Origin of the sequence: Microbacterium sp. (genome assembly GCF_035556355.1) — a bacterium.
Lineage (GTDB): Bacteria > Actinomycetota > Actinomycetes > Actinomycetales > Microbacteriaceae > Microbacterium.
This window is the reverse complement of record NZ_DATMFG010000028.1, coordinates 1-21,381: the sequence shown is the minus strand read 5'-3', so window position 1 is coordinate 21,381 and position 21,381 is coordinate 1. Positions and strand designations below refer to the sequence as shown.

The window sequence follows — 21,381 nt, the reverse complement described above, 5'->3', positions numbered from 1 at the left end:
GGATCGAAAGGACCTACCACCGCCGGAGGCGCCAACCCCGCCTGGGCCGTTTGACGCCCATCGAGTTCGAGACCATCATGAACACGACCGTCGCACTGGCGGCGTGACTACAACCTGTCACCTATCCGTGCAGCAGTCCCGGGACCCGGTGCACAGAGTCAGCTGACGAAGAACGAAACCACCGTCTGGTACGCCCCCGGTCGCTGTTGGTACACGCCCGAATTCGGCAGTGCTGCCTACGACATGGGATGCGAAGGAGGGCCCGGGCACGGGCGCTAACTCATCAGCCGGGTCCGGCTCAGTCGTGTGATCCTCACGGCGTCCGGTCGGGTTGCAGATGTGTTCAAGCCGCACCCACGGAATGAGGCTCGATTCAATCGACTGAGTCCAGCTGTCTGCCGAGGGCCGATGACGGCGCTAACCGCGCACGGCGCGACGGCCCACGTGGTTGCGCGGACGATCGCCCGCAACCAGCGAGTGGTCCCGGTTCAAACCGTCACCCAGGTCCTCAGCCAGGTTGACAACGCCACAGGACCCGTCGGAATACGCGACCGAGAGCGGGCGCGGCAATCCGGGCGCCGATCGCGCCGACATCGCCGCCGAGGTTCCGCCCGCACAGGCGACGTCGCTGGAGGACGCGGGCGACGACGAGGCCTGATCCGCCCAGCGCGCGTCAGCCGAGCTTTTCGCGAGGCACGACACGGAACCACTGGAAGCCGTACGCGTCCAGCTCGAAGCTGCACGACCGGTCGTCCTTCACATCGAGATAACCGGGGCTGAGCAGATCCGACAGCACGACGTCGCCCTCGACCGAGTCGGGCAGGTTCACCTCGAGCTGCACCGGCTCGGAGCTGAGATTGTGGGCGGCCACGAAGCGCGCGGACGGGGTTGCGAGCGAGTGCACGAACGCCCCGCCGGGACCGGCCTGCACGAGATCGAGGTCGCCCCAGCCGATCTCGGGCAGCGAGCGGTACCGATGAGCGAGGTCGCGAACGAAGTGGAAGAGCGAGTCCGGCTCCTTCTGCTGATCCAGCGCGTTCACGTGCACCGGCGCGTACCCCCCTCCGGGCAGGGGCGCGATGAGCTGTGACGGGCGCGCGTCCGAGAACCCCGCGTTCTTCCCGGGCGTCCACTGCATGGGCGTTCGCACCGCCATGCGGCCCGCGATCTCGGCGTTCTCACCCATGCCGAGCTCCTCACCGTAGAACAGGAGCGGATTGCCCGGCAGCGAGAACATGAGGCTGTAGGCGAGGCGGATGCGGCGCATGTCGCCCTGAAGCATCGGCGCGAGGCGCCGCAGGATCCCTCGCCCGTACGCGCGCTGGGCGGGGTCGGGGGCGAGGGCGTCGAGAACCTCGTTCTTCTCCTTCTCCGACAGCAGCGCGAGCGTGAGCTCGTCATGGTTGCGGAGCATGTTCACCCACGAGACCGGTTCGTTGATGGGCGGCCGCGTCTTGAGCGCATCGACGATGGGCGAAGCCTCCTCGCGCACCATCGAGAGGTACACGGCCTGCATCGTGGTGAAGTCGAACTGGGAGTCCAGCTCGCCCGCGTTCTCGCCGTAGTAGTCGGCCTGCTGCTCGTGCGGCAGCGCGACCTCGCCGAGCAGCATCGCCTCGCTGGAACGGCGCCGTGCGAAGCGCTTGACGTCGCGGAGGAATTCGTGCGGGTCGGTCTCATACGGCCCGCCCGGCGACTCGAGCAGGAACGGAACCGCGTCCATGCGGAACCCCGAGACGCCGATCGTGAGCCAGAAGGCCATGACCTTCGCGATCTCGTCGCGCACCGCGGGGTTGGCGATGTTGAGGTCGGGCTGGTGCTTGTAGAACGAGTGCAGGTAGTACTGCCCGGTGCGCTCGTCCCACTCCCAGATGCTCTCCTCCTCGCCCGGGAACACCTCGTTCTTCTGCTTGCGGGTCGGGCGGTCGCGCCACACGTAGTAGTCGCGGTACCGCGCGCTGCGCGAGCGGCGGGCGTTGATGAACCACGGATGCCGGTCGGAGGTGTGGTTCACGACGAGGTCGATGATGACGCGGATGCCGCGGCTGCGCGCCGTCCGCACGAACTCGACGACGTCGCCGTGGGAGCCCAGGCGCGGGTCGACGCCGTAGAAGTCGCTCACGTCGTAGCCGTCGTCGGCGTCAGGCGTCGGATAGAACGGCATGAGCCAGATGCACGTGACACCGAGGTCGGCGAGATAGTCGATCTTGTCGGTGAGTCCGCCGAAGTCGCCCACGCCGTCGCCGTCGACGTCGAGGAAGTTCTCGACGTCGAGACAGTAGATGACGGCGGTCTTCCACCAGATGTCCCCCGTGTCGGCGATCTTCATGCGGTGCTCCTCATCATCGGCAGCAGTTCGTGTCCGGCGCGCTCGACGAACGCCTCCTGGTCGATCCCGACGTGGTGAAGGTAGATCTCGTCGAAGCCCTGCGCGGTGATGGCGCGAAGGCGCTCGCTCATCGACCGGATGTCGTCGTCGATGAGCACCGCACTCTGCAAGGTCTCGCGGTCGGTGCGATCGGCCCGTCGGTCGAACTCCTCGGGCGTCTCGACGTCCCACAGACCTGGCGGCGGGACAGTCGCCTGGCTCCACTGGTCGGCGGCGATGCGGATGCCGTCGTCCATCGTGTCGGCGAGGCACACGTGCACCTGCACGACGGCGCGCCCGCGGCCGCCGGCCGATCGGTACGCCGAGAGGACCTCGCCGAGCGCAGCGGGATCGACTCCCACTGTGATGAGCCCGTCCGCCCAATCGGCTGCCCATTGGGCGGTGGCCGGACCGACTGCGGCGGCGATGAACGGCGGCGGCTCCTCGGGGCGCGTCCACAGCCGCGTCTCGTGAATGCGCACGGAGCCGGAGTGGTCGACGGTCTCCCCCGCAAGCAGACGCCGCATCGCAGTGACCGATTCGAGCAGGCGCGCCTCGCGCTCGGGTTTGGGCGGCCACTCGTCGCCCGTGATGTGCTCGTTCACGGCCTCGCCGCTTCCGAGCGCGGCCCAGAACCGTCCCGGGAACATCTCGGCGAGCGTCCCCGCCGCCTGCGCGACGATCGCCGGATGGTAGCGCTGTCCCGGTGCGGTCACGAGCCCCATCGGCAGGCGCGTTTTCGCGAGGGCCGCGCCGAGCCAGCTCCACGCGTATCCCGACTGCCCCTGCGACTGACTCCACGGCGCGAAATGGTCGGAGCACATGGCCGCGTCGAACCCGTCGACCTCCGCCTGTTTGACGATGCGGAGCAGGCGCGAGGGCAGGAACTGCTCATGGGAGAGGTGGTAACCGATCACGACCATCACCCGAGGATCGGCGCATTCCGGGCCGCCGACAAGGACGTTGCGCCCGCGCAGACCTCCTGATAGGTGGCGGGGCGGATGCCGCATCCGGCGCCTGGAGATCGGGTGCGACTACGTGTGAATCGCCTCCGAATACCGGCTTATCGTTGCGATGCGCGCGGATTCTCGGAATCGTGGCCGGTCCGAAGTCCGCAACGGAAGGAGCAACATGCTCACGCTGACCACGACCGCGGCCGAGGCCGTCAAGACGATCGTCTCGCAGGTGCCGCTCACCGTGGACGGAGGCGTCCGGATCCGCGACACGGGTCCGGAGCGCGGGTTCGAGTTGAGCGTCGCCGAGACCCCCGAGCCGGACGACACCATCGTCGAGACCGATGGCGCGCGCGTGTTCCTCGACACGTCGGCCGCGGCCGCCCTCGACGACCGCGTGCTGGACGCCGAGCTCTCGGGCGACGGCTCGGTGCGCTTCGCGCTCGCGACGCGGGCCTGAGCGCGACGGCGCAGAGCGAAGGCCCCGGCGGTTCGCTGCCGGGGCCTTCGCGTGCCCGCTCCTACGGGTGTGCCGAGCGCGACGGGGATGTCGGATGCAAACCGATGATCTCCGGCGGGAACCCTGCACATCGCCCGTGCATAAGGCTTTCGGCATACGCCCCGCGTTAGGGTGAGGAAAGCGATCGGCGACCGCCTTTGGCTTTTGCAGATGCCAGTGAGGTGTCGTCCGACCGAACGGGGAAATCATCTCTCTTACAACCAGTTACCCCTCCGCAACCCTCGGCCGAGTTCGCCAGACGTACGCCGGGACCGATACCTTCCCGCCCATCGCACGCGCCTACACGCAGGTGTCGAACGTCGTCCGCGAGACCGGCCTCCTACGCCGTGCACCGTGGTTCTACGCCACGGTCGGCGCTGCCATCGCGGTCGCCCTCGGCGGTGCGATCACCGGCTTCGTCCTCCTCGGCGACAGCTGGTTCCAGCTGCTCATCGCGGCTGCGCTCGGCATCATCGTGACGCAGGTCGCCTTCCTCGCACACGAAGCGGCGCATCGGCAGATCCTCTCGACGGGGCCGGCCAACGACCGCCTCGCGCGCGTGCTCGGTGCGATCGTCGGCATGAGCTACTCGTGGTGGGACAGCAAGCACTCCCGTCACCACGCGAACCCGAACCGCGTGGGCAAGGACCCCGACATCGAGATCGACACGATCTCATTCCTCGAAGAGGATGCCGCGAGTGCCCGCGGGGTGCGCCGGCTCATCACGCGCAAGCAGGGGTGGCTCTTCTTCCCGCTGCTGACCCTCGAGGGCCTCAACCTCCACTTCCTGAGCTTCAAGTACCTCCTCACCGATCCCGACGCGAAGGCGCGCTGGGCCGAACTGTCGATGATCGTCGCGCGCTTCGCGATCCTGCTCATCCCGGTGTTCCTCTTCCTGCCGCTCGGCATGGCGTTCGCGTTCCTCGGCGTGCAGCTGGCCGTGTTCGGCGTCTACATGGGCGCATCGTTCGCCCCGAACCACAAGGGCATGCCGGTCATCGACCGCGACGCGAAGCTGGACTTCTTCTCGAAGCAGGTCCGCACCTCGCGCAACATCCGCGGCGGCTGGTGGGCGACGTGGCTCATGGGCGGGCTCAACTACCAGGTCGAGCACCACCTCTTCCCGAGCATGGCGCGCCCGCACCTGTCCAAGGCGCGCGAGATCGTCCGCGAGTTCTGCGCGAACAACGACGTGCCGTACACGGAGACCTCGCTCGGACGCTCGTACATGATCGTCATCGACTACCTGAACCGCGTCGGGCTCGCAGCGCGCGACCCGTTCGACTGCCCGATGGCATCGCAGTATCGACGGGCGTGACGGGCGGAGCATCCGTCTCACCCCTCCCGGCCGACGTATAAATCGAGACGTCGCCGGATGCAACCCCCGTGCGTCTCTCAGGCGCCCGGGGTTCGCTTTTGCGGAAGACATCGGAAGGAGACGACCGCATGAGCGTTTACGAGCCGATCGGCGGTGCGGACCGCACGCCGAGCCAGGCCGAAGGCGAAGACCGCGAACGACCCGACACAGGTCAGGCGATGCCCGCCGAGGGGCACCCCTCGCAGGCTGAGGGCGACGACCCAGAGCGCGACGCCGACGGCGCGCAGCGCAGCGTCAATTGACGCGGGCTTCGCGCGGCACGATGAGCATGCCGTGGCGCCCGGGCAGCGCGGGGAGCCGGCTGAGGTCGACCGTGAGGCCCTGATCCGGCACCCCCCAATCGGAGCGCGCGAGCATGCGCGCGGCCACGGCGAGCAGGTCGACGGTGGCCGGCTCACCGGGGCAGCGGTGGCCTCCCGTCATCGAGCCCGCGCCCTGCGGCACGAGATTCGGCGGCTGCGCGAGCACGTTCGCCTCGTCGCCCGGGTCTTGCGCCGTCGGGGCGAAGCGCGTCGGATCGAACCGCTCCGGATCGATCCAGCGACCCGGGTCGCGGTGCGTCGCGAAGATGTCGAGCATCACCCAGTCGTCGGCCGCGATGTCGACCCCCTGCCACGACATGTCGTGCGTGGCGCGACCGCCCACCGCGGGGAAGAACGGACTGGCCCGGCGCACCTCCTGGCTGAACGGATGCAGGTTCGCGTCGTCCCGCGCGACGGCAACCCGCCAGTCGGGGTGACGGTGCAGCGCGAGCGCCGCGAAGCCGATGAACCGTGACACCGCGACGATCGGCCGCAGGAGGTTCAGCAGCTCGATGGCCGCCACCGCGTCGTCGAGGGGCCCGTCGGCGTCGCGATACCACGCGAGCGTCTCGACCGGCGAGCCCGGCACGGTGTCGAGCTCTCCCGACTGCACTCCCCCGATGACGCGGCGCGCCCAGCGCTCGGACCGTCGGCGCAACATCCGCCCCCACCAGTTCCTCGGACCGAACGCGCCCGCGCCGTCGATCATCGCGAGGCTCTCGATCGCGCGCGCGTCGGCGTCGCACCGCGGGCCGAGGCCGAGCCAGCGGAGCGTGGCATCCGCGAGCACAGCGCCCGAGCCGGTCACGAGCGAGACGGGACGCGCGCGGCGCGACCATTCGCTCCACTTCGCGTTCCATGCGGTCGTGAACGCCTCCGAGAGCCCGTCGCGCGACGAGGAGTCGAGCACCTCGAGGAAGTACCCACGACGCACACGGTGCGCGGTGCCGTCGAGCGTCTGCACGCTGCCCTCGTCCTGCAGCGAATGCAGCACCGAGCGCGGCATCGCGCCCTTGCGGGTGAAGCGGTCCTCGCCGTAGAAGAACTCCGCCGCGTCGCCCCCGCGCAGGAAGAGCACGCGCCGTCCGAGCAGCCGTGCGCGGAACGCGTCGGTGTCGTGCTCGAGGAATCGGCGGTGCCCGAACGGGTAGCCCTCGCGCAAGAAGGCGAGCGACTGGTCTCCGGGCAGTTCGGGAACGGCGGTCGTGGTGTCGTCGAGGGCAGTCATCTCCGTCTCTCCGTCGCGCATCCTGGAAGACATGCGGATGCCGCAACGGCGCCACACTATGCGCGCGGCGCGCCGCAGCGGAGGCCCTTGAAGTCGGCGTGGCCAGGGGCTAAGCGTGCGCGAAGACGCAACGAGGGCCCGAGGTGAGACCTCGAGCCCTCGCCGGTGAAGCGACTTACTGGATCGCGACGAACACCTTGTCGGCGATCATGCCGGGACGAACGGCGATCACGCCGTCGGCCGGGCTCGGAACCTGCAGCGCGGTGTTGCCGGTGACGGAGGCGCCCGAGTAGAGGGTGCTCAGGCTGTCGATCTCATCCGGTGCGACGACGAGCTTGTCCAGCGAGTTCACCGTGACGCCGGCGGCGGTCACGTACTCGATGCCCACCATTGCGGGGATCGCGCCGTCGGCGTCGTCGCCCGTGTAGGTCACGGTGTAGTTGATGACGATGTACTCCATGCCGGCGTCGGGCGCTTCGTTGAGCATGTTCGCCGCGACGACCTCATCGGTCGCGCCGAGGGTGACCGAGTTGACCACGACTGTCCAGTCGTCGCCCTCGATCGTCGAGCCCAGCGGCGCCGGGTTCTCACGAGTGCCGATCTCGGCGGCCGGCTCCTCGGCCGGCTCGTCGGCCGTGCCCTCCTCGACGACCGCGGTGTCGTCACCGGTGGTCACCTGGGCATCGGTGCCGCCGAACGCGTTCGAGAACGAGGCGGCGACCACGGCGAAGAACACGATGAAGCCGACGATCGTGCCGACGACCGAGACGATGATGGCGGTGATGCCCTGCCACTTGACCTTGCCCTTGAGGCAGACCGCGACGATGCCGAGCACGAAGGCGATCGGCAGGAGGATCCAGCCGATGATGAGCGCGCCGGGAATGCACGCGAAGATCAAGCCGAGCGCCGCCACGACGAGGGCGATGATGCCCACGACGTTGCGGGCGGGCTTCTCCTGAACGGGAGCAGCCGGAGGCTGGAACGAAGGCTGCTGCGGGTACTGCTGCGGCTGCGGCTGGGTGGCGGATTGCTGAGTGTCGGTCATAACCATCTTCCGTTAGTGATGCGTCGGCGCACGTAGCCGTGGGCGTGCCGGAGCGCGGCGCCGGCTCAGCTGCTGAGCCGGACCGCCGCGCTCCGGTTGCGGCGCACATCAGAGTGAGCCGCAGGCGAAGCCCCCCGGATCCCCCACGCACTTGGTGCGCACCTGCCGTCGACGATATGGGAGTGACCGGGCTCTCCCAGGTCGCTTGAGCGGATCTTGACGGATAACTGAGCGGGTGCCGGGGCGATCCGAGGAATCCAGGCCATCCATCCCGCCGAGCGGGATGTTGGTTGCGTCTTTCTGAACGGTCTTGCTCGTCTTCGAGCAGATTCTCGGAGCGCCCGACCGCGAGGTCGAACGGACCTCTAGACATTCGTTGGGGTACTGAGTAAATTAACCGGATGCGACGCCCGACGTCGGGCGTTCACGATCTGAGGAGATCAGCGTGCAGTTCTACCGCGACGGCTACCGCCCCGGCGACCCCGACATTCAGCCCGCATCCGCCGAAGCTCTGACGCGCTCCGTCGATCTGCCCGCCGAGGTGGACGTCCTCATCGTCGGCACCGGCCCTGCCGGCACCGTGCTCGCGGCACAGCTCGCCCAGTTCCCCGGCATCCGCACCCGTATCGTCGAGCGTCGCGGCGGTCCGCTCCAGGTCGGCCAGGCCGACGGGGTCGCGTGCCGCACCGTCGAGATGTTCCAGGCGTTCGGACTCGCCGAGGCCCTGCTGCGCGAGGCGTATTGGGTCAACGAAGTGCGCTTCTGGGGTCCGTCCGACGAGGACCGCTCGCGCATCGTGCGCACCGGCTGGGTCGAGGACACCCCCGAGGGGCTGAGCGAGTTCCCGCACGTGATCGTGAACCAGGCGCGGATGCAGCAATTCCTCCTCGACCACGCGGCGCGGTCGGCGAGCAGGCTCGAGCCCGACTACGGCATCGAGTTCGTGGACCTCGAGGTGGGCGACGGCGAGCACCCCGTGCGAGTCACTCTCCGCCGCGTCGAGGGCGAGCGTGCGCGTGAGGAGCTCACCGTGCGGGCGAAGTACGTCGTAGGCTGCGACGGCGCACGCAGCGCGGTGCGCCGCGCGATCGGACGCGAGCTGCGCGGCGACGCCGCCAACCATGCGTGGGGCGTCATGGACGTGCTCGCGGTGACGGACTTCCCCGACTGGCGTACGAAGAACGTCGTGCAGTCGGCGGGCAAGGGCAGCCTGCTGATGATCCCCCGCGAGGGCGGCAACATGGTGCGCCTCTACGTCGATCTCGGCGAGGTGCCCGCGGGCGACAGCTCGATCCGCCAGACCACGGTCGAGCAGCTCACCGACGTGGCCAATGCGATCCTGCATCCGTATTCGATCGATGTGAAGTCGGTCGCGTGGTCGTCGGTGTACGAGGTCGGTCAGCGGCTCACCGACCGGTTCGACGACGTGCCCGACGACGACACGACGGGACGGATGCCGCGTGTCTTCATCGCGGGCGATGCGTGCCACACGCACTCCGCCAAGGCCGGCCAGGGCATGAACGTGTCGATGCAGGACGCGTTCAATCTGGGGTGGAAGCTCGCCGCGGTGCTGCGCGGGCTTTCGGACGAGGTGCTGCTGCGCACGTACTCGGAGGAGCGGCACGCCGTCGCGCAGGACCTCATCGACTTCGACCGATTCTGGTCGGCGTTCATCGCCCAGCCCACGGTCGACCCCGCGCACCCCGAGCTGGGCGGGGTCACGCCCGAGCAGATGCAGACGGAGTTCGCTCGTCAGGGCCGCTACACGGCGGGGGTCGCGACGCAGTATCGCCCGTCGGTGCTCACCGGAACAGGCGAGCACCAGCACTTGGCGACCGGATTCGAGATCGGCACGCGGTTCCATGCCTCACCGGTCGTGCGCGTCGCGGATGCACGGCGGATGCACCTGGGCCACACGCACCAGGCCGACGGACGCTGGCGGGTGTACCTGTTCGGCGAGGTCGAACGCGTCGTGGACGCGGCGACGTGGCTGGGCGAGGACCCCGACTCACCGGTCGTGCGATACACGCCGGAGGGCGCCGACATCGACGCAGTGCTCGACGTGCACGCGGTTCTCCGCACGGGGCACCATGATGTCGACCTCGCGGCGCTGCCCGAGCTGCTGCTCCCCCGCACAGGTCCGCTGGGCATCCAGCACTGGGAGAAGGTGTGGGCGGTCGACCCGCGCGCCGATGTGTTCGCGGAGCGCGGCATCTCGCCCGACGGCGCCATGGTCGTGGTGCGTCCCGACCAGTACGTCGCACACGTGCTGCCGCTGTCGGCACGGCGGGAGCTGACGGGCTTCTTCGCGGGGAGTCTTCGGCCGCAGAAAGTGTCCGCGTTGGGATGATGGACTCCGTGTCCACCGCGATCGCCGACCCGTACGACGACCGAGAGCCGCACCGTCACCTCGGGTACCTCATCCGCCGCGCGCAGCAGCTGCACGTCGCGACATGGGCGCGCCTCGTGTCGCAAGACATCTCGAGTGTGCAGTACTCGATCCTCGCGGTCGTCGATCGCCTCGGCGAAGCGAGCCAGCGCGAGCTGTGCGACGAGGTCGACCTCGACCGGTCCACGATCGCGGACCTCGTCGCCCGCATGGAGCGCCACGGCCTCCTCGATCGTCACCGCTCCCCCGCCGATGCTCGACGGAACGTCGTAAGGCTGACGGAGGTCGGCTTGAGCGAGCTGAACCGGCTGCGGCCGCTCGTCGAGAAGGTGCAGCGCGAGTTGGTCGTGGGACTGACGGATGCCGAGGCCGAGCAGCTGCGGCGGCTGCTCGGGCTCATGCTCGGGGATGTGCGGCGCGACGAGGGTGCGGCGGTGGCGGCATCCGCGGATCCCCCGCGTTGATGCGGTGCCCCTGGAGGGACTCGAACCCCCAACCGTTTGCTTAGGACGCAACTGCTCTTCCATTGAGCTACAGAGGCTGGCCGATCCAGTCTAGGCGACGGCAGTCATCCCACCCGCGCGCGGCCACGGTCACCGGAAGTCGCGCGACTGATGCTGCACACCCACCCGCAGGTCCTCCACGGCGTCGGCGAGCACGTTCGTGACGCCCTCGGGCGAGCGCTCGAGGATCCCCCGCACGATGAGCGCAGGCGCATCGCGCACGATCCGGCGGTACCTGTGCCACAGGCCGACCGAGCAGATCACGTTGACGACCCCGTGCTCGTCCTCGAGGTTCAGGAACGTGACACCGGATGCCGTCGCCGGCCGCTGCCGGTGCGTGACGAGTCCCGCGACCTCGATGCGCCGGCCGGTCTCGTGCGTGCGCAGCTCGATCGAGGTCAGCACTCCCCGCGCGTCGAGCCCAGACCGGTAGTGGGTCATCGGGTGGTCGTCGGTCGAGATGCCCGTCGCCCACAGGTCGGCGGCGAGCCGCTCGTAGCTCGTCTGATCGGGGAACAGCGGCGGCTGCACCGCGATGAGCGAGTCGGGCAGGTACTCGGCGCGATCCTGCGCCGCCGAGCCCGCGAGCCAGATCGCCTCGCGGCGATTGAAGCCGAGCCGCTCGAACGCGCCCGCCGTCGCGAGCGACTCGAGCTGCGCCTCGGTCACACCCGTGCGCCGCACGAGGTCGCGCAGGTCGCGGAACGGTCCCGACGCTTCGCGCTCCGCCACGATGCGCTCGGCGACCGCCTTGCCGATCCCCCGCACACCCGCGAGTCCCAGCCGAACCGCGAACGCGCCGTCGCGACGATGGGCGGCGGACTCGTCGGGAGCATCGGGGTCGAACGGCGGCACCGGCGGCTGGATGCGCTGGGTGCAGGCATCCGTTCCCGTCGGCGGGCGCTTGAGGCCGACGACCCGCCGGGCTGACTCACCGAGATCAGGAGATGTGGCGGAATCAGGACGTTTCGCGACGAAATGATCCTGTACTCGCCACATGTCCTGATCTGGGAACACGGATGCTGCGCCCGCGGCGCTCGCCGAGGCATCCGCCCCTGCCACCGGCTCGAGCACCGCCTCGACGCCCGACAGGTGCAGGTCGGGTCGCCGCACCTCGACGCCGTGCCGACGCGCGTCGGAGACGAGCGTCGCGGGCGAGTAGAACCCCATCGGCTGCGCGCGCAGGAGTCCCGCGAGGAACGCCCCCGGATAGTGCAGCTTGAGCCACGAGCTCGCGTACACGAGCAGCGCGAACGACAGCGAGTGAGACTCGGCGAATCCGAAGTTCGCGAACGCCTGGATCTTCGTGTAGATCGCGTCGGCCTCCTCGCCCACGAGCCCGTTCTCGGCCATGCCGGCGTAGAGCTTCTCGCGCAGCGACTCGATGCGCTCGACGCCGCGCTTCGATCCCATCGCGCGCCGCAGCAGGTCGGCGTCCTCACCCGTGAGCCCCCCGACCGCCATGCCCATCTGCATGAGCTGCTCCTGGAACACGGGAATGCCGAGCGTCCGCTCGAGCACGGGCTTGAGCTTCGGATGCGGGTACGTCACCTCTTCGTAGCCCAGCTTGCGGCGGACGAACGGATGCACCGCCCCACCCTGGATCGGACCGGGACGGATCAGCGCGATCTCGATCACGAGGTCGTAGTACGCGCGCGGCTGCAGGCGCGGGAGCAGTCCCATCTGGGCGCGCGATTCCACTTGGAACACCCCGATCGAGTCGGCGCGGCACAGCATGTCGTACACCGCCGCCTCCTCCTTGGGGATGGTCGCGAGCTCCCACTCCTCGCCCGTCGACGCGCGGATGAGATCGAACGTGTACTGGAGGGCGGCGAGCATGCCGAGCCCCAGCAGGTCGAATTTGACCAGACCCATCCAGGCCGCGTCGTCCTTGTCCCACTGGATGACGGTGCGGTTCTCCATACGGGCGTGCTCGATGGGCACGACCTCGCCGACCGGCCGCTCGGTGAGCACCATGCCGCCGGAGTGGATCCCCAGATGCCGCGGCGCCTTCAGCAACTCGGTCGCGTACTCGATCACCCGGTCGGGGATGTCGTGGTCGACTCCGGTCTCGAGCATCGCGCCCCAGCGCTCGACCTGCTTCGACCACGCGTCCTGCTGGCCGGGCGAATGCCCGAGCGCCTTCGCCATGTCGCGCACCGCGTTCTTCGGCCGGTACTGGATGACGTTCGCCACCTGCGCGGCACGCTCGCGTCCGTACCGCTCGTACACCCACTGGATGATCTCCTCGCGACGGTCGGAGTCGAAGTCCACGTCGATGTCGGGCTCCTCGTCGCGCAGACTCGACAGGAAGCGCTCGAACGGCAGGTTGAACGCGATCGCGTCGACCGCCGTGATGCCGAGCAGGTAGCACACGGCGCTGTTCGCGGCCGAGCCGCGTCCCTGGCACAGGATGCCGCGCCGCCGCGCCTCGGCGACGATGTCGTGCACGATGAGGAAGTACCCCGGGAAATCCTTCGACTCGATCACCGCGAGCTCGTTCTCGATGCGCTTGTGCTGCTCGGGCGTGAGGTCGGGGTACTTGTCGGGAACCGCGCTCCACACGAGCTCGCGCAGGTACGACATCGGCGTATGCCCCGGAGGAACCTCCTGCTTCGGCAGCGCCGGCCGCGCGCGGCGCAGCGGGAAGGCGAGTGCGTCGGCGAGCTCGACCGTGCGCTCCACGGCCCCGGGGTGGCGGGCGAAACGCGCGGCCATCTCGGCCCCCGAACGCAAGTGCGCCCCCGCGTGCGCGGGCAGCCAGCCGTCGAGCTCGTCGAGCCCGCGGTTGGCGCGCACCGCCGCGATCGCCGCCGCGAGGTTCACCTTCTGCGGCGAGGCGTAGTGCACGTTGTTGGTCGCGAGCACGGGCAGACCCCGTTCGGCAGCGAGTGCCGCGAGCACGTCGTTGTGGCGCGAGTCGAGGGGCTCGCCGTGGTCGATGAGCTCGACGTTGACGGCATCCGGCCCGAACAGATCGACCAGCCGATCGAGCTCACGTGCCGCACCTTCGGGACCTTCGTCGGCGAGCGCGCTGCGCACGGCACCTTTGCGGCATCCGGTGAGGACCGCCCAATGACCCCCCGCCTGCTCCGCGAGCTCGTCGAGGTCGTACATCGGGCGGCCCTTCTCGGCGCCGCGCAGCTGCGCGTGCGTGATCGCCGCCGCGAGCCGGTGGTAGCCCTCTTCGCCGCGCGCCAGCACGAGCAAGTGGGTGCCGACCGGGTCGGGTTCGCCGCCCCTCGCCGGGCTCGGCGACCGGTCCATGTGCCCGAGCGACAGCTCGGCGCCGAACACGGTCTTGAGCTCGAGCTTCTCGGCGGCCTCGGCGAATCGCACGATGCCGTAGAACCCGTCGTGATCGGTGACCGCGAGCGCGTGCAGCCCGAGCCGCTCGGCCTCCTCGGCGAGCTCTTCGGGCGAGGACGCCCCGTCGAGGAACGAGAACGACGTGTGCGCGTGCAGCTCGGCGTACGGCACCGCGTCGGGCGGGCGCTCGATGGGCGGCGCCACATACGGGGTGCGCTTATGCGACCAGGCGGGGCTGTCTCCGCCGTCGGCTCCGACCGGCACCTGACGCGGGCGGCGCCGGTCGCTGAGCAGCCGCTCCATCTCGGACCACGGGATGGGAGGGTTGTCGAAGCCCATCAGCCGCACCGCCTAGTCATACTTCGCCTCGACCGCCCACTCGTCGCGTTCGTTCACGACCAGCCACGCGTCGCCGTCGACGTCGACGAGCTGGAACCGATGCGCGCGCCGAGTGCGCGAGGCATCCCACCCGCGCTCCACGACCGGCCATGGACCCGCCCACGCCACGACCTCGCGCCGCCGCCCACTCTCGACGAGCATCGTCGGCGGCGTGGTGAGCGCCCCGCGGTCGTCGACGGCGACCGGCGCGCCGCCCTCGCCGGTCACGCGCGCCGGACGCGGCTCGGGGAACACCGTGGCAGGCAGCGGCGCGGGAAGGCTCCCCGGCCACGGGCGCGACCGTTCCTTGTCGAGCACGACCCGGTCGCCCCACGGCACGAGCACCTGACGCTCGGCGAGCCACCGCCCACCGCCGACAGCCGGAGTGAGCACGCCGCGATGGCCGAGCATCGCCTGCACACGCGACAGGGCATGATGCACGCGCTCGTCGGGGCCGGAGCCGAAGAGCGCGACCCGGTGGTGCGACGCCGCGTCGACCGCTTCGGGAGAGATCCGCACGAGGGCGACCCCGCTGCGCAACGCCCCGTCGGCGGGCGCGATCTCGTCGTCGTCGTCCGGTGGGGGCAGCGCATCTTCGGCGAGCTGCCACCGGACACGGTCGACGACCGCCGATGCGTCGAACGAGCCCGGATGCAGCCACACCCGCTCGCTGCGCTCACCCCGGTCGCCCACGAGCTCGACCCGCAGCTCGGTGCACACGAGATCGACCTCCCCGAGCCCGGCGATGAACTCCTCGGCGGGCACGCGCATCGCGAACGCGACCTGCTCGGCGATCTCAAGCGGCGGCTCGAAGGCGACCTCGCGGTCGAGCTCGGGCGGCGGGACGCGCGGCTCGACGGGACTCGAGTCGTCACCAGCCGCGAGGGCGTGCAGTCGCACACCGCGTTCGCCGAACCGCTCGCGCACGCGGTCGACCTCGAGCGCTGCGAAGTCACCGAGCGTGTGGACGCCCAGACGCGCGAGCAGGTCGGCAAGCTCTCCGCCGGTGTCTCCTGCCGCGAGCCCGCCCGACGCGTCGTCGAGCGTCGCGACCGACAACGGGGCGAGGAAGGCCGCCGCCTCTCCCGGAGGAACCACGCGCACGCGCTCGACCCGCGCCGTGCGGGCCGCCTGCTGCGCGGTGAACGGCCCGTCGGCGACGCCCGCCGTCACCTCGTGGAGTCCCATCCCGGCGAGTGCGTCGAGCAGCACGCGGGCGGCCGCCTCTTCTCCGCCGTAGTACCGCGCCGGTCCTCGTGCGCGCAGCGCGCACAGTCCCGGCCGGACGAGCTGCACGCCGGGCGCATGCTCTTCGATGCGCGCCACGATCGGAGCGAACGCGCGGTGATCGCGGGCCGGGTCGGCGGCGACCACCGCAAGGGACGGGCAACGCGCCTGCGCATCGCGACGCCGTTGCCCCCGACGCACGCCGGCTTCGCGCGCCGCCCGCGAGCATGCGACGACCTCGTTGCCCTGCAGCACGGCGATGGGCGCTGATGCATGGAACGGCACGCCCGCGTCGTCGCGCACGCCTTCGCGCAGGAGCGCGGTCACCGGCCAGTCCGGGAACCACAGCACGATGCTGCGCACGGGCGCCCTCGACGCACCGCGTGCGGCGGCATCCGATGCGACACGCCGCGCCGCCACGTCAGCTCACCGCCCTCGCCGGCATGTCGGCGAAATCGGGTGCGAGCTCGACGGGAGCGGGTGCGCGTTCGACCCTCCCCTGCTCGACGGGAGCGAGGCGGCCGCCGATGTCGGGCAGCTGCAGGCGCGCGCGGCGCAGCACGGGCGAGCGCCTGCTGTGCACCGTGACGGTGAGCGTGCGACCGGCGAGGTAGCCGTGACCGTCGCCCACGCCCGTCCACTCCGCGTCGCTCACGCTCAGCGACGCCTCGGCCTGCGGCCACACGCCCTGCACGAGCAGCACCGACCCGCGATCGCGCAGCCGCGCGGCCAGCCGCGAGAGCTCGCCGTCGGCGATGCGCCCGGCGGGGCGCACGGCGACGACGGGCAGCACCTCGGCGATCGTCGCGGTGACCGCGACCCACCGCGACCCGGGGTGGGGCACGAGCACGAGCCGGGAGAGATCGACACCCAGATGCTCGGCCGCCTCGGCGCCGAGCTCGGGCATGCCCACGACCCCGCACCACGAGCCCTCTTGCGTGGGGCGTGCGAGCAGCGCGAGCAGCAGCGACGTCGGCGGGGCGAGCGAGTACATCGACCCCGCCCGGAGTCCCCCGCCGGGAAGCAGGTCGGCGAGGGCCGGATGCGTCGGGAGCACCGGCGCCTCCATGCGCCGACCCTGCACGCGCTCGAGCCGCGCGCGCAGCTCATGCACATCTGCCGACGGCATCGCCTGGTGTCGCACGATCGCCCTCATCCCCCGATCATAGAACGGATGTTCTATGTTCTCCATCGTGCGATCGAATATAACTCCTATCTACGACATCGACGGACCGGGGTCGAACCGGCGGGAAGCGTCACGCGGCGGTGAGATCCGCCGTCGTCGCGATCCGCGCGAACCCACCCGCCTGCAGGTCGAGCGCGGTGGTCGCCATGAGCTCGTCGGCGGTACGGGTGACCGTCCCGAGCCCTGCGATCTCGGTCGAGAGGTCGAACGTGCGCGTCGCGTCGAGCACGACCGTCACGTCGTAGCCGAGGTTCCCTCCCATGCGCGCCGTCGTCTCGACGCACATGTTCGTCTGGATCCCGCACACCACGAGCTCGCCGATCCCCCGCTCCCGCAGCCACGCGTGCAGGTCCGGGTCGCCGTAGAAAGCCGAGTTGACGTGCTTGGTCACGAGCACCGCCGCCGGGGCATCCGCGACCGCCTCGACCAGCGCATTGCCGGGATTCGACGGATGCAGCGGCGAACCCTCCGACCGCGAGTCGTGGCGCACCACGACGATCGGCTCGTCCGCGGCTCGCCATGCCTCGATGAGAGACGCGACGTTCGCCTCGCAGTCGGGGTTGGTCGTCGGCCCCCAGAAGTCCAGGTCGTCGAAGCCGCGCTGCATGTCGATCACGATGAGAGCTCGGGTCACGCCCTCCATCCCATCACGACTGCGGAACTGAACAGCCGAGACGGATGCCGCGACTACGCCGCGAGCGCGAGATACGGCTCCCAACGCGGATCGGTGCGATCCGTGCCGCGCACGGTCCACTGCGTGCCGCGCGGCGGGCGGGGTGTGATCCGCAGCTCCCACCCGATCTCGCCGGGCGTGCGATCGCCCTTGAGGTTGTTGCACCGCAGGCAGCACGCGACGAGGTTCTCCCACGAGTCCTCGCCGCCGCGCGAGCGCGGCACGACGTGGTCGATCGTCGACGCCGCCTTCCCGCAGTACGCGCAGTGGTGCGCGTCGCGACGCAGCACTCCGCGGCGCGTGACCGGGACGCGCCGCGCGCTGGGAACGCGCACGTATCGGGTCAGGAGGATGACGGCGGGACGCTCATAGACTCCGCTCGCACTCCAGACGGGTTCGTCGTCGATGTGCTCGACGACCGTGGCCTTCTCGTTCATGACGAGCACGAGGGCTCGCTTGAACGACACGACGGCCAGGGGCTCGTAGCCCGCGTTCAGCACCAGAGTGCGCATCATCATCCTCTCGAATGGCCGGGACGGCTTCTCGGTATTCGAACTGCGACGATTCGAGGTGCGCAGGGGCATGAAAAAAGCGCTGTCGGGCAGACAGCGCTATGGCGCCACGGTGCGGCCGTGGCATCCGCTCGTGCAATGCCGGAGGACGAGGCGTCCGAGCGCATCCGTGGTTCGGATGCGTGGTGTGCTGCCCATCGGCTCCCTCCGCTTCTCTCAGCGTCGGGTTTCAGGGTAATGCACGTCGACCCGCCCGAGGGCGAGTCGACGCGAACGCGTCATGGCGTGTCGGCGAACTATCCGGCGTTCGCCTGGAGCCAGGCCCACGGGTCGACGAGCGCATCGTTGATGCGCACTTCGAAGTGCAGGTGGCACGCGGTCGAGCTTCCGGTGCTTCCGACGAGCCCGATCAGCTGACCGGCCTCGACCGACTGACCGGCGGCGACCTGACGGCTGCCGTACGTCATGTGGCCGTACAGCGTGGACGCCTTCTGGCCGTTGATGACGTGGTCGATCGTGATCGCGACGCCGTAGCCGCCGAAGCTCTCCTGAGAGACGCGGACGACGCCCGCGGCCGCCGCGTAGATCGGCGTGCCGCAGCCGGCGAGCAGATCGACGCCCTGGTGGTAGCCGGAGTCGCCGAGACCGCGGCCCTTGGTGAAGTTGAGGAGCGGCCAGCGCACGGCACCGCTGCCGGGCGAGACCATGCTGATGTTGATCGGGACGGATGCCACGCGGCTCTGCATCGCGCGGGCGCGGGCGGCAGCCGCCTCCTGCGCCTTCTTCTTGGCGATCTCTTCCTCGGTGGTCGCGGCGTAGCCGCCGCGTGCGAGCTCGACTCCGGTCGCGTTCGACGCGACGACGAGGGACTGTGCGTCATCGGCGGCGACCTGCTGGAGGGTCACGGCGTCTTCGGCGGGACGCCACGCCCCGTAGGCGGGGAGGGCGACGGTCGCGATGAGACCGCCCACGACGGCGAGGGTGGCGAGGCTGCGCAGAGGCTTGACCGCGCTGCGCGGAGCCTTCGAGGCCGCGGGGCGCGTCGCTGCGCGTGAGGGCTTCTGGGGGGCGACGGGTCGTCTGTTGCGGTTGCGACGGGTCAGGTCCGTCGACTGGGTCAAGGTCTCGTCGGGTTCCGAGATCGTCTCTTCAGTCAAACTGTCCTCCGGCGCCTCCGCGCCGGAGCGCCGGCTCGTCGGCACTGTGTGTCGGGGCACGAGGTGCGGGCTTCACCACGTGGACGACGAGCCGATGAGGCAATCCACGTGGGGTCCGAGGCGGGCTTCTCGCCTATTGGACTGTTCGAGGCTACCGGAAGGTAACGAATCTGTCACGCTGGCGCGCTGGCAGGTTCCTGAGCGTATGGAACGCCCTCAATTGCGATCGTCGACGAGGAAGATGTGCGAAGCCACTTCGACCGGCAGCTCGAGGCCCTCGTCGGATCCGTCCATCTCGACGAGGACGTATCCCTCGCTGAAGCGGTACTCGCCGCTCGCGCCCGGCACGACGCCCGCCGCCTTGAGCTGCTGCAGCAGCTCGGGATCGACCTGCGCGGGCTCGGCGAGGCGGCGCACGGTGCCGCGCACGGGACCGCCGACCTCGTTCAGCAGGCGCACGAGTCCGACCACTCCCTGCTCGAACTGCTTGGCGGGGATGTCGCCCAGCTGATCGAGGCCCGGGATCGGGTTGCCGTACGGCGACTCGGTGGGGTGACCCAGGAGCTCGACGAGACGACGCTCGACCTGCTCGCTCATGACGTGCTCCCAGCGGCAGGCCTCTTCGTGGACGAACGCCCAGTCGAGGCCGATGACGTCGGACAGGAGCCGCTCCGCGAGACGGTGCTTGCGCATGACGTCGACCGCCTTCTGGCGGCCTTCGTCGGTGAGCTCGAGGGTGCGGTCGCCCGACACGACGACGAGGCCGTCGCGCTCCATGCGACCGACCGTCTGCGACACGGTGGGCCCCGAGTGACCGAGGCGCTCGGAGATGCGCGCACGCAGAGGCACTATGTTCTCCTCCTCGAGCTCGAGGATCGTGCGCAGGTACATCTCGGTGGTGTCGATCAGGTCGGTCATCGCGGTGTCCTCACCGTGTGAAAGGGGCTTGCCCAGCCTATCCAACCGGCAGGACACCCGGCCGTGCGGGCCGCCTCCGGCGCCGCTCCTAGAATCGACCCATGCCCCACATCGAGCTCCCTCGTGAACTGCTGCCCGCCGACGGTCGATTCGGCTGCGGACCGTCGAAGATCCGCGGCGCGCAGCTCGAGGCGCTCGTGACGACCGGCGCGACCCTCATGGGGACGTCGCACCGCCAGTCCGGCGTGAAGGATCTCGTGGGCCGCGTGCGGGCGGGGCTGAGCGACCTGCTCCGGGCTCCGGCCGGCTACGAGATCATCCTCGGCAACGGCGGCTCGACCGCGTTCTGGGATGCGGCTGCGTTCGGTCTCATCGAGCGTCGGAGCCAGAACCTCGTGTTCGGCGAGTTCGGCGGCAAGTTCGCCGCGGCGGCGAAGGCTCCGTGGCTGGAGGCTCCCGACGTCCGCAAGGCGGAGCCCGGCACGCGCGCTGCGCCCGAGGCGGTCGAGGGCGTCGACGTGTACGCGTGGCCGCACAACGAGACGTCGACGGGCGTCGCGGCCCCCGTCGACCGCGTGCGAGCCGACGACGGCGCGCTCACGGTCATCGACGCGACGAGCGCGGCCGGCGGCATCGACTTCGTCGCCGCCGAGGCGGACGTCTATTACTTCGCGCCCCAGAAGAACCTCGGCTCGGACGGCGGCCTGTGGTTCGCGCTCGTGTCGCCTGCAGCGATCGAGCGCATCGAGCGCATCGCGGCATCCGACCGCTACATCCCCGACTTCCTGAGCCTCAAGAACGCGCTCGACAACTCGCGCCTCAACCAGACGCTCAACACCCCCGCCGTCGCGACGCTGTTCCTCCTCGAGCAGCAGGTGAACTGGATCAATGAGAACGGCGGGCTGCAGTGGGCGGATGCCCGCACACGCGAGTCCTCGAACGCGCTGTACGAGTGGGCCGAGGCATCCGCGATCGCCACCCCGTTCGTCGCCGATCCCGCCGACCGCTCCCCCGTCGTCGTCACGATCGACTTCGACGAGTCCGTCGACGCCGCCGCGATCGCCAAGAACCTGCGCGCGAACGGCATCGTCGACACGGAGCCCTACCGCAAGCTCGGGCGCAACCAGCTGCGCATAGCGACGTTCGTGTCGATCGAGCCGGACGACGTGCGTCAGCTCATCCGCTGCATCGACTACACGCTCGAGCGGCTCTAGGTGTACTGCCCAGGCAGGTTGTTTGAGATCCGGCTGATGGGCGGGAGCTTCCCGATCGCAGTGTGGGGCCTGTGGTGATTGTAGAAGTGCAGCCAGGCGGGCAGGGCTGCGCGGCGGGCTGATTCGCTGTTGTAGTGCTTCA

General features: G+C 69.9%; 19 protein-coding genes and 1 tRNA gene. 7 read left to right on the top strand and 13 right to left on the bottom strand.

From position 1 onward, the window contains the following. Positions 1-517: 517 nt before the first annotated feature. Entirely contained in the window at positions 518-658 is a 141-nt protein-coding gene (locus tag VNR19_RS08310; protein ID WP_325725733.1) for a hypothetical protein, read from the top strand. A 15-nt stretch (positions 659-673) separates the two neighbouring features. Here VNR19_RS08310 and VNR19_RS08305 read toward each other — a convergent pair whose 3' ends face one another. Continuing rightward, a complete protein-coding gene (locus tag VNR19_RS08305; protein WP_325725731.1) occupies positions 674-2,329 on the bottom strand; it encodes an alpha-amylase family glycosyl hydrolase in 1,656 nt (551 codons plus the stop codon). Beyond that, complete coding sequence (locus VNR19_RS08300) at positions 2,326-3,291, bottom strand: TIGR03885 family FMN-dependent LLM class oxidoreductase (RefSeq protein WP_325725729.1); 966 nt, start codon at positions 3,289-3,291, stop codon at positions 2,326-2,328. Before VNR19_RS08300 ends, VNR19_RS08305 begins: the two co-directional genes overlap by 4 nt. A gap of 208 nt (positions 3,292-3,499) precedes the next feature. On the opposite strand from VNR19_RS08300, the gene VNR19_RS08295 reads away from it, so the two are divergent. The 3 genes from VNR19_RS08295 (at position 3,500) to VNR19_RS08285 (ending at position 5,440) form a co-directional block, all read left to right on the top strand. Then, a complete protein-coding gene (locus VNR19_RS08295; RefSeq protein WP_325725727.1) occupies positions 3,500-3,781 on the top strand; it encodes a Fe-S cluster assembly protein HesB in 282 nt (93 codons plus the stop codon). A 247-nt stretch (positions 3,782-4,028) separates the two neighbouring features. Beyond that, a complete protein-coding gene (locus VNR19_RS08290; RefSeq protein ID WP_325725737.1) occupies positions 4,029-5,138 on the top strand; it encodes a fatty acid desaturase family protein in 1,110 nt (369 codons plus the stop codon). A 128-nt stretch (positions 5,139-5,266) separates the two neighbouring features. Next, positions 5,267-5,440: a hypothetical protein gene (locus tag VNR19_RS08285; protein WP_325725725.1), complete on the top strand. Its 174-nt coding sequence runs from the start codon at positions 5,267-5,269 to the stop codon at positions 5,438-5,440. On the opposite strand, the gene VNR19_RS08280 is transcribed toward VNR19_RS08285, so the two are convergent. Together VNR19_RS08280 and VNR19_RS08275 are read right to left on the bottom strand one after the other, a co-directional pair. Next, complete coding sequence (locus VNR19_RS08280) at positions 5,433-6,728, bottom strand: cytochrome P450 (protein WP_325725723.1); 1,296 nt, start codon at positions 6,726-6,728, stop codon at positions 5,433-5,435. The two genes, VNR19_RS08285 and VNR19_RS08280, sit on opposite strands and share 8 nt — an antisense overlap. Before the next feature lie 175 nt (positions 6,729-6,903). Further along, the gene (locus tag VNR19_RS08275) at positions 6,904-7,773 is read right to left on the bottom strand and encodes a hypothetical protein (protein WP_325725721.1); all 870 of its coding nucleotides are present in this window, start codon (positions 7,771-7,773) and stop codon (positions 6,904-6,906) included. Positions 7,774-8,218: 445 nt separating this feature from the next. Here VNR19_RS08275 and VNR19_RS08270 point away from each other — a divergent pair, with 445 nt between their 5' ends. Further along, a complete protein-coding gene (locus tag VNR19_RS08270) occupies positions 8,219-10,123 on the top strand; it encodes an FAD-dependent monooxygenase (RefSeq protein WP_325725719.1) in 1,905 nt (634 codons plus the stop codon). An 8-nt stretch (positions 10,124-10,131) separates the two neighbouring features. Next, complete coding sequence (locus VNR19_RS08265; protein ID WP_325725717.1) at positions 10,132-10,626, top strand: MarR family winged helix-turn-helix transcriptional regulator; 495 nt, start codon at positions 10,132-10,134, stop codon at positions 10,624-10,626. A 5-nt stretch (positions 10,627-10,631) separates the two neighbouring features. Here the strand turns inward: VNR19_RS08265 and VNR19_RS08260 are convergent. From VNR19_RS08260 to VNR19_RS08225, 8 genes are all read right to left on the bottom strand, one after another. After that, positions 10,632-10,703 (bottom strand) — tRNA-Arg (locus VNR19_RS08260). A gap of 52 nt (positions 10,704-10,755) precedes the next feature. Then, the gene (locus VNR19_RS08255) at positions 10,756-14,313 is read right to left on the bottom strand and encodes an error-prone DNA polymerase (protein ID WP_325725715.1); all 3,558 of its coding nucleotides are present in this window, start codon (positions 14,311-14,313) and stop codon (positions 10,756-10,758) included. 12 nt (positions 14,314-14,325) lie between these two features. Further along, positions 14,326-15,999 carry a DNA polymerase Y family protein gene (locus VNR19_RS08250; protein WP_325725713.1) on the bottom strand — a complete coding sequence of 558 codons (1,674 nt, stop codon included), beginning with the start codon at positions 15,997-15,999 and terminating at the stop codon, positions 14,326-14,328. Between the two features lies 1 nt (position 16,000). Continuing rightward, positions 16,001-16,735 carry a DnaE2-dependent mutagenesis accessory factor ImuA' gene (gene imuA', locus VNR19_RS08245; RefSeq protein ID WP_325725711.1) on the bottom strand — a complete coding sequence of 245 codons (735 nt, stop codon included), beginning with the start codon at positions 16,733-16,735 and terminating at the stop codon, positions 16,001-16,003. Positions 16,736-16,835: 100 nt separating this feature from the next. Next, positions 16,836-17,399 (bottom strand): cysteine hydrolase family protein, encoded by a 564-nt coding sequence (locus VNR19_RS08240; RefSeq protein WP_325725709.1) that lies wholly within the window; start codon positions 17,397-17,399, stop codon positions 16,836-16,838. Between the two features lie 53 nt (positions 17,400-17,452). Further along, positions 17,453-17,950: an HNH endonuclease gene (locus tag VNR19_RS08235; protein ID WP_325725707.1), complete on the bottom strand. Its 498-nt coding sequence runs from the start codon at positions 17,948-17,950 to the stop codon at positions 17,453-17,455. A 296-nt stretch (positions 17,951-18,246) separates the two neighbouring features. Then, on the bottom strand, positions 18,247-19,107 hold the full coding sequence (locus VNR19_RS08230; protein WP_325725705.1) for a M23 family metallopeptidase: 861 nt from the start codon (positions 19,105-19,107) through the stop codon (positions 18,247-18,249). 216 nt (positions 19,108-19,323) lie between these two features. After that, the gene (locus VNR19_RS08225) at positions 19,324-20,025 is read right to left on the bottom strand and encodes an iron-dependent transcriptional repressor DtxR (RefSeq protein ID WP_325725700.1); all 702 of its coding nucleotides are present in this window, start codon (positions 20,023-20,025) and stop codon (positions 19,324-19,326) included. Between the two features lie 101 nt (positions 20,026-20,126). On the opposite strand from VNR19_RS08225, the gene serC reads away from it, so the two are divergent. Beyond that, positions 20,127-21,239, top strand: coding sequence for a phosphoserine transaminase (serC, locus tag VNR19_RS08220; RefSeq protein ID WP_325725698.1), 1,113 nt, complete (start codon positions 20,127-20,129; stop codon positions 21,237-21,239). On the opposite strand, the gene VNR19_RS08215 is transcribed toward serC, so the two are convergent. Further along, positions 21,236-21,381, bottom strand: a 146-nt coding sequence (locus tag VNR19_RS08215) for an integrase core domain-containing protein (protein ID WP_325725735.1), incomplete at its 5' end; no start/stop codon positions are given. The genes serC and VNR19_RS08215 overlap by 4 nt on opposite strands.

Bases quoted from the DNA above. Each gene is read 5' to 3' on its own strand.
- VNR19_RS08295 (WP_325725727.1), top strand. From the start codon at position 3,500: ATGCTCACGCTGACCACGACCGCGGCCGAGGCCGTCAAGACGATCGTC.
- VNR19_RS08300 (WP_325725729.1), bottom strand. From the start codon at position 3,291: ATGGTCGTGATCGGTTACCACCTCTCCCATGAGCAGTTCCTGCCCTCG.
- VNR19_RS08305 (WP_325725731.1), bottom strand. From the start codon at position 2,329: ATGAAGATCGCCGACACGGGGGACATCTGGTGGAAGACCGCCGTCATC.
- serC (WP_325725698.1), top strand. From the start codon at position 20,127: ATGCCCCACATCGAGCTCCCTCGTGAACTGCTGCCCGCCGACGGTCGA.
- VNR19_RS08235 (WP_325725707.1), bottom strand. From the start codon at position 17,950: ATGCGCACTCTGGTGCTGAACGCGGGCTACGAGCCCCTGGCCGTCGTG.
- VNR19_RS08275 (WP_325725721.1), bottom strand. From the start codon at position 7,773: ATGACCGACACTCAGCAATCCGCCACCCAGCCGCAGCCGCAGCAGTAC.
- VNR19_RS08255 (WP_325725715.1), bottom strand. From the start codon at position 14,313: ATGGGCTTCGACAACCCTCCCATCCCGTGGTCCGAGATGGAGCGGCTG.
- VNR19_RS08285 (WP_325725725.1), top strand. From the start codon at position 5,267: ATGAGCGTTTACGAGCCGATCGGCGGTGCGGACCGCACGCCGAGCCAG.
- imuA' (WP_325725711.1), bottom strand. From the start codon at position 16,735: ATGAGGGCGATCGTGCGACACCAGGCGATGCCGTCGGCAGATGTGCAT.
- VNR19_RS08280 (WP_325725723.1), bottom strand. From the start codon at position 6,728: ATGACTGCCCTCGACGACACCACGACCGCCGTTCCCGAACTGCCCGGA.
- VNR19_RS08225 (WP_325725700.1), bottom strand. From the start codon at position 20,025: ATGACCGACCTGATCGACACCACCGAGATGTACCTGCGCACGATCCTC.